9 protein-coding genes are annotated in these 8,469 nt (G+C 57.6%); 3 read left to right on the top strand and 6 right to left on the bottom strand.

The window, feature by feature from the left end:
• Both BQ9846_RS16280 and gabT read left to right on the top strand, forming a co-directional pair.
• Positions 1–1,300, top strand: a 1,300-nt coding sequence (locus BQ9846_RS16280) for an NAD-dependent succinate-semialdehyde dehydrogenase (protein WP_083651650.1), incomplete at its 5' end; no start/stop codon positions are given.
• A 32-nt stretch (positions 1,301–1,332) separates the two neighbouring features.
• The gene (gabT, locus tag BQ9846_RS16275; RefSeq protein WP_075882095.1) at positions 1,333–2,604 is read left to right on the top strand and encodes a 4-aminobutyrate--2-oxoglutarate transaminase; all 1,272 of its coding nucleotides are present in this window, start codon (positions 1,333–1,335) and stop codon (positions 2,602–2,604) included.
• A gap of 75 nt (positions 2,605–2,679) precedes the next feature.
• On the opposite strand, the gene BQ9846_RS16270 is transcribed toward gabT, so the two are convergent.
• Positions 2,680–3,015 (bottom strand): type II toxin-antitoxin system HicB family antitoxin, encoded by a 336-nt coding sequence (locus BQ9846_RS16270; RefSeq protein WP_075882094.1) that lies wholly within the window; start codon positions 3,013–3,015, stop codon positions 2,680–2,682.
• Entirely contained in the window at positions 3,012–3,380 is a 369-nt protein-coding gene (locus BQ9846_RS16265) for a type II toxin-antitoxin system HicA family toxin (RefSeq protein ID WP_235818993.1), read from the bottom strand. The genes BQ9846_RS16270 and BQ9846_RS16265 overlap by 4 nt, the downstream gene beginning before the upstream one ends.
• A gap of 42 nt (positions 3,381–3,422) precedes the next feature.
• Between BQ9846_RS16265 and csiR the strand changes: the two genes are divergently transcribed.
• Positions 3,423–4,133, top strand: a complete 711-nt coding sequence (gene csiR, locus BQ9846_RS16260) for a DNA-binding transcriptional regulator CsiR (protein ID WP_075882098.1) — start codon at positions 3,423–3,425, stop codon at positions 4,131–4,133.
• Between the two features lie 100 nt (positions 4,134–4,233).
• Here csiR and BQ9846_RS16255 read toward each other — a convergent pair whose 3' ends face one another.
• The 4 genes from BQ9846_RS16255 to BQ9846_RS16240 form a co-directional block, all read right to left on the bottom strand.
• Positions 4,234–5,553, bottom strand: a complete 1,320-nt coding sequence (locus BQ9846_RS16255; protein WP_075882092.1) for a TRAP transporter large permease — start codon at positions 5,551–5,553, stop codon at positions 4,234–4,236.
• Between the two features lie 102 nt (positions 5,554–5,655).
• A complete protein-coding gene (locus BQ9846_RS16250; protein WP_075882091.1) occupies positions 5,656–6,198 on the bottom strand; it encodes a TRAP transporter small permease subunit in 543 nt (180 codons plus the stop codon).
• Entirely contained in the window at positions 6,191–7,210 is a 1,020-nt protein-coding gene (gene dctP, locus BQ9846_RS16245) for a TRAP transporter substrate-binding protein DctP (RefSeq protein ID WP_075882090.1), read from the bottom strand. The genes BQ9846_RS16250 and dctP overlap by 8 nt, the downstream gene beginning before the upstream one ends.
• Positions 7,211–7,690: 480 nt before the next feature.
• On the bottom strand, positions 7,691–8,469 hold a 779-nt coding region (locus tag BQ9846_RS16240; RefSeq protein WP_144049492.1), incomplete at its 5' end, for an IS1380 family transposase.

The following is an 8,469-nucleotide window of genomic DNA, read 5'->3' as shown; positions in this document are numbered from 1 at the left end:
TGCCGTGGCGGCGGCCGAAGCGGCCTGGCCCGCATGGCGCAAGCGCACCGCCAAAGAGCGCGCCAACCTTTTACGCGCTTGGTTCGATGCCATCATGGCGCACCAGGAAGACCTCGCCCGGCTGATGACGCTGGAGCAGGGTAAGCCGATTGCCGAGTCGCGGGGCGAAGTCGCTTACGGCGCGTCGTTTGTCGAGTTCTACGCCGAAGAAGCCAAACGCATGGCGGGGGAAACCCTGCAAAGCCACGGCGTCGACAAGCGCATTCTGGTCTTTCGCGAATCGATCGGCGTGGTCGCGGCGGTGACGCCCTGGAACTTCCCGCTGGCCATGATTCCGCGCAAGTGCGCCCCGGCGATGGCCGCGGGCTGCCCGGTGGTGATCAAGCCCGCCGAGGCCACGCCGCTGACAGCGCTGGCGGTGGCACGATTGGCTGAGCTCGCCGGTATCCCGGCAGGCGTGATCAACGTGGTCACCGCGAGTCGCCCAGCAGAGGTGGGCGAGGTACTAACCACCGACCCGCGCGTGCGCAAGTTCTCCTTTACGGGTTCGACGCCGGTGGGCAAGAAGCTCCTGGCCCAATGCGCGGGGACCGTCAAAAAAGCCTCTATGGAGCTAGGCGGCAACGCCCCCTTTATCGTCTTCGATGACGCCGACCTTGATGCGGCCGTCGAGGGCGCCATTGCCTCCAAGTACCGCAACTCCGGTCAAACCTGCGTCTGCACCAACCGTTTTCTGGTGCAGTCCGGTGTATACGACGCCTTCGTTGAAAAGCTGGCCGCGCGCGTCAAGCAACTGAAAGTTGGCAGCGGCTTAGAGGAAGGGGTGATGCAGGGACCGCTGATCAACCAGGCCGCAGTAGAAAAAGTACAAGCCCACATCGCTGACGCGCTAGAGAAAGGCGGGCGGCTGATGTGCGGCGGTAGCGCTCACGCCTTGGGCGGTACGTTCTTCGAGCCGACCATCATCGCCGATGTCTCCGATGAGATGCGGGTCGCGCGTGAAGAGACGTTTGGCCCGCTGGCGCCGGTGTTTCGCTTCGAGACCGATGAACAAGCCATTGCCATGGCGAATGCCACCGAGTTTGGCTTGGCCGCTTACTTTTATGCGCGCGACTATCGGCGTATTTGGCACGTCATGGAAGGCTTGGAGTACGGCATGGTCGCGATCAATGAAGGCATTCTCTCGACCGAGTTGGCGCCCTTTGGTGGGGTGAAAGAGTCAGGGCTTGGACGTGAAGGTTCACGCCATGGGCTGGATGAATTTACCGAACTGAAATACGTCTGTGTGGGCGGCTTATAAGCGCCGCTATTCAAGGTGAAGGAAAAACGTTGATGAACAACGCGCAATTGAACGAACTGAAGCAGAAATATGTTGCCAACGGCGCCGCCAGCCCCGCCACACAGTTTGCCGACCGTGCGGAGAATGCGCTGATTTGGGATGCGGATGGCAACCGTATTATCGACTTTGCCGGTGGCATTGGCGTGCTCAACATTGGCCACTGCCACCCCAAGGTGGTCGAGGCGGTGAGAGAGCAGTTGGGCCGCGTGATGCATACCTGTCAGACGGTTATCCCCTATGAAGGGTACGTCAAGGTGTCAGAAAAGCTTAGCCAGATTGCCCCGGTGCGCGGTCACGGTAAGGTCATGCTGGTGAACTCCGGTGCCGAAGCCCTGGAGAATGCCGTCAAGATTGCGCGGGCGGCGACGGGTAAAAACAACGTGATCTGCTTTGACGGCGGCTATCACGGCCGCACGTTCATGACCATGGCGATGAACGGCAAAGTCGCGCCCTACGCGGCGGATTTCGGCAGCATGCCGGGTAACGTGTTCCGTGCGCCCTATCCGGTGCCGTTCCACGGTGTCAGCGAGGAAGACGCGATTCGTGGCCTGAAAATGACGCTGAAGACCGATGCGAACCCCCGCGATACCGCGGCCATCGTGATTGAGCCGGTACTCGGCGAGGGCGGTTTTTACCCCGCGCCGGCGAGTTTCCTCAAAGCCGTGCGCGAGATCTGCGACGAGCACGGCATGCTGATGATCGTCGATGAAGTGCAGTCCGGCTTTGGGCGCACCGGCAAGATGTTTGCCATCGAACACAGCGGCGTCGAGCCGGACCTGATCACCATGGCGAAGAGCATGGCGGCAGGCATGCCGATTTCAGCCATTGTCGGCACGGATACCCACATGGACGCCTCCGGCCCCAACTCGCTAGGCGGCACCTATTCCGGCAGCCCGGTGTCCTGCGCCGCGGTACTGGCGGTGCTTGAGGTGTTTGAAGAGGAGAATATCCTCGGCAAAAGCCAAGCCCTGGGAGAAACGCTAGGCCGGCGCTTTGCGCAGTGGCAGGAGCGCTTTACCTGTGTCGAGAACGTGCGTCACTTAGGCTCGATGGCGGCGATGGATATCGTCTCTGCCGATCGAACCCCGGATGCGGACCTCGCCGCCGCGCTCTGCAAACGCGCGCGTGAGAAAGGGTTAATCCTGCTCTCCTGCGGCCTTTTCGGCAACACGATCCGCTTTCTCATGCCGGTCACCATTGAAGAGGAAGTGCTCGAAGAAGGCCTGGCGATCGTTGAAGCGTGTCTCGCGGAGCTCGCGGGGTAAGCCTCTCCCACGCTAAATGCCCTACCTTAAAAGCAACACGAGCCGGTGCAGCGTTAATCGCACCGGCTTTGTATTCTAGGGCGACAACTCGTGTTGAATAGCGTGAGCCACAAATTGGTTTAGGCTTTCGCCACGAGCTTTCGCGGCATCCACTGCATCTCGGTGTAGCTCTTCCGGCAAACGTACCTGAAACTTTCCTGAGTATGCCTTAAAAGGCGTTATGCCCTGTTCCTGACATACGTCGAGGAAAGTCTGCAGCGATACCTTACCTTCATGTCGCAACGCTTCTACGCTATCGGCGTAGAAATCAGCGCTACCATTTAAGCCGGTAAATTCGCCGCGAAACATCTCGATGTCAGGATCGTACTCGATGATGGCGCGATAACCCTCAATGACCATGAGGTTATTCATGGCGTTACTCCATTTTCATGCAACCATTTGCGAACACTCGCGACAGCACCCTTGTCGGTATCAGGCGAAGGATGAGGGCGATGAAAGACCCGAACTTCACCAAACAACACGACTGCGATACGGGAACCTTCGCGCTCTTCAACGTTGGCGCCAAGTGCCTTGAAAAGCGACTCAATGTCTCCCCATGGGATAGAGCCAGAGACCGGGCGGCTAAAAATCGCGGCGAGTGTTCGTTCGTTTTTACGCTTCATTTTAGTACCATTTTTAGGTACTAAATATAGCACGATGCATGTTTTTGACCAGTATTTTCGATATGAACGCCGGTAAAGTCCGCTTAACACTAGGTCGTAAAACAGGCGTTCCAAATTATGCTATGCTTGCCGATCAATTTTGCGAATATTCCCACCATGAGCCTAACTGCACGCCAAGACGATTCTGCCGATACCAAGGAAAACCTGGGTATCCGCGCTTACAAGCAGCTCAAAAACGACATTATCAAAGGGGCATTTCGTCCTGATGAGAAGTTACGCATGAGTGTGCTTAAGGAGCGCTACGACCTGGGTATTGGGCCGCTGCGTGAGGCGCTGTCGCAGCTGGTGGCCGAGCACCTGGTCGTGGCGATCAGCCAGCGCGGTTATCGCGTGGCGCCGATGTCACTCGCGGAGCTGCACGACATTTATGACGCGCGGGCACAGCTGGAAGCGATGCTGCTGGGCTTGGCGATCGAACGCGGTGACGACGCCTGGGAAGCGGATATTTTGGCGAAATCCTATCAGCTATCCAAAGTGAGCGAGGCCAATACGCCTCACTCACTTCTGGAGGTTTGGGATGCGCGCCATAGTGCATTTCACACGGCCTTGGTGCGCGGCTGTCGCTCTCCGCAACTAATGAAAGTGCGCGACGGCCTCTTCGATAAAGTTCAGCGCTACCGCCATTTCTGGCTCAAAGAGACCGTTTTTTCCGAGCAAGCATTAGAGAAAAAACGCCAGGAGCACGATGCGCTGGTGGTAGTGACGCTTGCGCGTCGCAAGGAAGAGGCCGAGCCGATGATGCGTGAGCACTTGATGACGCCCGTGCCGATCATCACCGCCGTCATGCAGCAGCAAGGAATCGCCTAAAGACAGCCAGCTAAGCGGCGAATACAGAAAGAGGGAGGGCACTGCTGCCCTCCCTCTTTCTGTCTTTCAGCGTCAAGTTTGCACGAGTGTTGCATCGTCCCTAGAACAGCAGATTGGGCAGCCAAAGCGCAATGCTGGGGAACGCGACAATCAGGGCAAGACCGAGGATCTGCAGGGCGACATAAGGCAGCGCCGAGTAGTAAATGTCCACAATGGTGATGGACTTTGGCGCGACCGAACGCATGTAGAACAGGTTGTAGCCAAACGGCGGGGTGAGATACGCCGACTGCATGCTAATGATAAACAGCACCGCAAACCACGTGGTATCAAAGCCTAGGTCGCGGACGATGGGCACGTAAAGTGGGATGGTGATGAACAGGATGGCAAAGTCATCCAAAAACATCCCTAGCATGAAAAAGCTCGCCAACATGATGATAATGACCACATAGGGCGAGAGATCAAAGTCGTTGATAAAATCCCCGATGATCATGCCGGCGCCCAACCCCATGTAAATCTTGCTGAAAAACACCGCTGCAATGGCAATCCAGAGCAGCATGCCGGTGATTTTCGTCGTGCTTTGCATGACATAAAGCAGCAGTTTCAGGTTGAGGCGCCCACGTAGGGCGGCAATGAGCATCGCCCCCGCGGCACCCACGGCTGAAGCCTCCGACGGGGAGGTGACACCGCCGATAATGCAGCCCAGTACGGTCGTGACCAAAAGGCCCGGTGCCACCACATGGCGCAGCGAGATCAGCTTCTCCTTGGCGGTGAAGCGCTCTTCAACCGGGGCGGCAGGGCCAAGTGCCGGGTTCAAGCGACAGCGTATCAGCACGTAGGCCATGTAGATGCCCGCGAGCATCAAGCCGGGCACCAGGCCCGCCGCAAACAGCTTGCCGACGGATTCCCGCGCGAGAAACGCATAGACGATCATCAGCACGCTAGGGGGAATCAGAAAGCCCAGTGCACCGCCCGCCATAATGGTGCCGGTCACCAAGCGCTTGTGGTAGCCGCGCTTGAGCATGGCCGGCAGGGCGATGATGCCCAGGCTCACCGTGGCCGCCCCGGATACCCCCGCCATGGCGGCGATCAGTGCGCAAATCAAAATCGTGCCGACGCCCAACCCGCCGGGAAGGCTGCCCATCAGCTTGTGGATCATCTCAAACAGGTCGTCAGTGATGCCCGAGCGCTCTAGTACCAGCCCCATAAAAATGAACAGCGGTAGGGCGACTAGGAGGAAGTTGTCCATGGTGCTGTAGGCTGACGAGAGCAAAAAATCCAACCCGCCGGGGCCAAACATCACATAAGCACTGCCCATGCCCGATATCATGAGTGCCCAGGCGAGCGGCGAACCCATGGCCATCAAAATAATCATGGAGAAAAACATGATGGCCGTTACGGTAAGGGGGTCTAAATTTGCCATAGAAAAGCCCTTAAACTGGCTGTGTCACGCGGGACACACCAGGGAATGTTGCGTGTTGCATCACAGGTGTCGCGGTGATGCCTGTCATTGCGACCACAGGGGTTATTCGTCTTCGCTTGCCTCATCCCGAGGGTCCTTATACGACACGCCAAATAGACTGGCCATCGCGCGAACCAGCTCAGCGAAGCACTGCAGGATCAAAAGACCCACCGCGATGGGGATCGTGGATTTAATCGGCCACACCTGCGGGCGCCAAATACTGCTGTTGGAGTATTCGCCGATTTCCCAAGAGCGGTAGGCAAAATCGACCGATAGCTTGAAAAAAATGGCCAGCACGACAATGCCCAGTGCGAACACGATCACATCGCAAAAGGCTTGAGCGCGCAGCGGCAACAAGCGATAGATCACGTCGCTGCGCACATGCTGCTGGTGACGTAGGGTGTAGCTTCCGGCCAGGATACTCAGCGCACCAAAAAACATGGTCGCAAGCTCGTGCCCCCACACCGTGGGGGCATTGAGAATGTAGCGTGCAACGACCTCGTAGAGCAGTACACCGATAATACCTAGCGTCAGCCAGGAGGTAGCTTTGCCGACCCAGTCGGAAAGCCCATCCTGAAAACGTAGATAGCGGGTAATCTTACTCACTCAAACGTCCTTGCGCTTTGGCGTTTTCGATCAAAATATCCACGGCTTTTGCGTTGCGCTCGGAACGCTCCGCCTCTTCTTTCCAGATCGGCAATGAAGCTTCGGCTAGGCGGCGCGAGTCTTCTTCCGGCAGCGTGGAAAATTCAAACAACTCGCCTTCATCGATAAGGCGCTGGTTGCCCTCTTCCAGCCAGTTGTGGACATCCAGCAGGTACTGGTCGACTTCCGCGGTGAGAATCTCCTGCTGCTCTTCGCTCATCTGCTCCCAGGTGGTGGGGTTGATGAAGGCGTTTTCCGTCCAGCCTGGGTTGAGCAGGTTGATGTCGGTGTAGTAGCCGGCGACTTCGTTGATGCGCAGCTGTTCATACTCGATCGGGCCGCCGTAGACAGCGCCATCGATCACCCCTGTGGAGAGGGCGACGTAAAGCTCTTCACCGGGAATGAAGGCGGTCGGGATATCAAACTTCTCCAGCACCGTGGCAATGGAGCTGGTAGCGCGGATACGCATATCCTGCAGGTCTTCCAGGCTATTGACCGGCTCACGCGTCACCAGCCCATAATCGCTGCCAAAACCGCGCCCGATCAGCTTAACACCCTGCTCTTCATAGGCTTCTGCCACCAGCTCATCCAGGCCTTGGTTAGCGAAGATGTCGCGTGCTTCTTCGACATTGACCCAGGCACCGGGAAGGCCGCCTTCGATGGTGCCGATACCCACCGTACCAGGCCAGTAGCTCCCTACACCGTGGGCAAGATCGATACTGCCACGGGCAACGGCTTCGACGAACTGGTCGCTGTCGACCAGCTCACCGCCGCGGAAGAATTGAATACGGATGGAGCCGTCGCTGGCTTGTTCGACGCGCTCGCGCAGATCTTCGGCCATCTCGTCGACTTCGGTGCCGTAGAACGTATGCATACGCAAGCGCACCGTATCGGCGTAAATGGCTTGGCTCGCCAACACGGACGTGGCGATGGAGGTGGCAAGAGCACTTTTCACGAATGCAGAGAGCTTCATATTAGGACCTTTTCATGCAGTTGATATTTTTGGTCTTTAATGCCCAGTTCTTTAATGACGTGTATGTCCAGAGCACGTTAGGCGTTCTCAGTGTAATCACACGTAAAGCGATCGTGCCATAAAAATTTCTATAAAATTGTTTAATATCAACATTATTTTTAGCGGGCTAACGAAGTTTTGTTCTTCTTCGGCCATAACTTCACCCATAAGTGTGATTATGCGTTTAAGAGCGTCTTGGGAGGATTGACCCCGCCTCATTCATGAGAACGCCGATTGAGCATTTTTACAGCCCCGGGTTGCCAGCTTCGGTCTTCAGTAGCCGTATTTATGGCGTGTGCATCTGCTGACTAATGCTCCAATGGTGATCTTAACTCAGCTATTTATAACTTTCTGGCATTGATCTCGGCCATCAGGGTAGCCATATCCGCCGGCCACCGTTGTGGCCGCCTTGATCTTGCCTCAGTCAGTATCGCCGGAAGGTCAGCTTAGCGCAGTCAGCTTCGGCAGCCCTTTCAGTAAAGTGGGCCACCATTTGTCAGCAGCGTCACCGAGGTGAACAGTAATGCGCCGAGCGTGCCGTGAGATAGTGGCAGCGACCTTGAGCACCTGCTCGCGCATCCGGCTCAGGCTCCAGCCTTGGCGGGTTTGCCGCGTGAGTAGGCAGCGCAGGCCATGCAGGGTCTGGTAGGCGTAGAGGCTCAGTAGCAGACTCACTTCGTTGCGAGCCATCACCTCCTGAACAGTAGAAGCGCCGCGGTCGGTCGAGGAGAGATGTACGTCGAGTGCTGACTTCACTTCGCCCATGTGCGCCTCGGCGCTGCCGCGTTTGCGGTAGAGCGCCAGGACTTTCTCCGGCGGCCAGTGGAACTTGTTGAGGTTGGTGACCAGGAAGAAGGCATGCAGCAGCAGATCATCGGGACGTTCCTGCACCACCAGCACCACGCGCCGTGACGACGGCCAGGAACCGGCTTGGTACTCCAGGTCGTGGCACCACTCCCGAGGTTGCTCGGGTGGCCGGCCCCGTGGCCGTTTCAGGTACGGCGCTGCCAGCTTCTGCAGTCCCGTGTGACTGCGCAGTCGGCCCAGGTACTCGATGTTGCGGTCTTCCAGGGCCTCCAGCGTGTCGTTGTCGGTGAAGCCAGCGTCAATGCGCACTCGCACCTGGGCGCCGGTGCTCTCGTTGAGTCGCCGTACCAGATGCGGGACCCAGGTGTCGGCATTCTCGGCCGGGCCAGCATTGCCCTCCCGCAGCAAACCGC

This window comes from Vreelandella massiliensis (assembly GCF_900155385.1).
Taxonomy (GTDB): Bacteria; Pseudomonadota; Gammaproteobacteria; order Pseudomonadales; family Halomonadaceae; genus Vreelandella; species Vreelandella massiliensis.
Note: the sequence above shows the minus strand (reverse complement) of the source record. Positions and strands in the feature narration are given on the sequence as shown.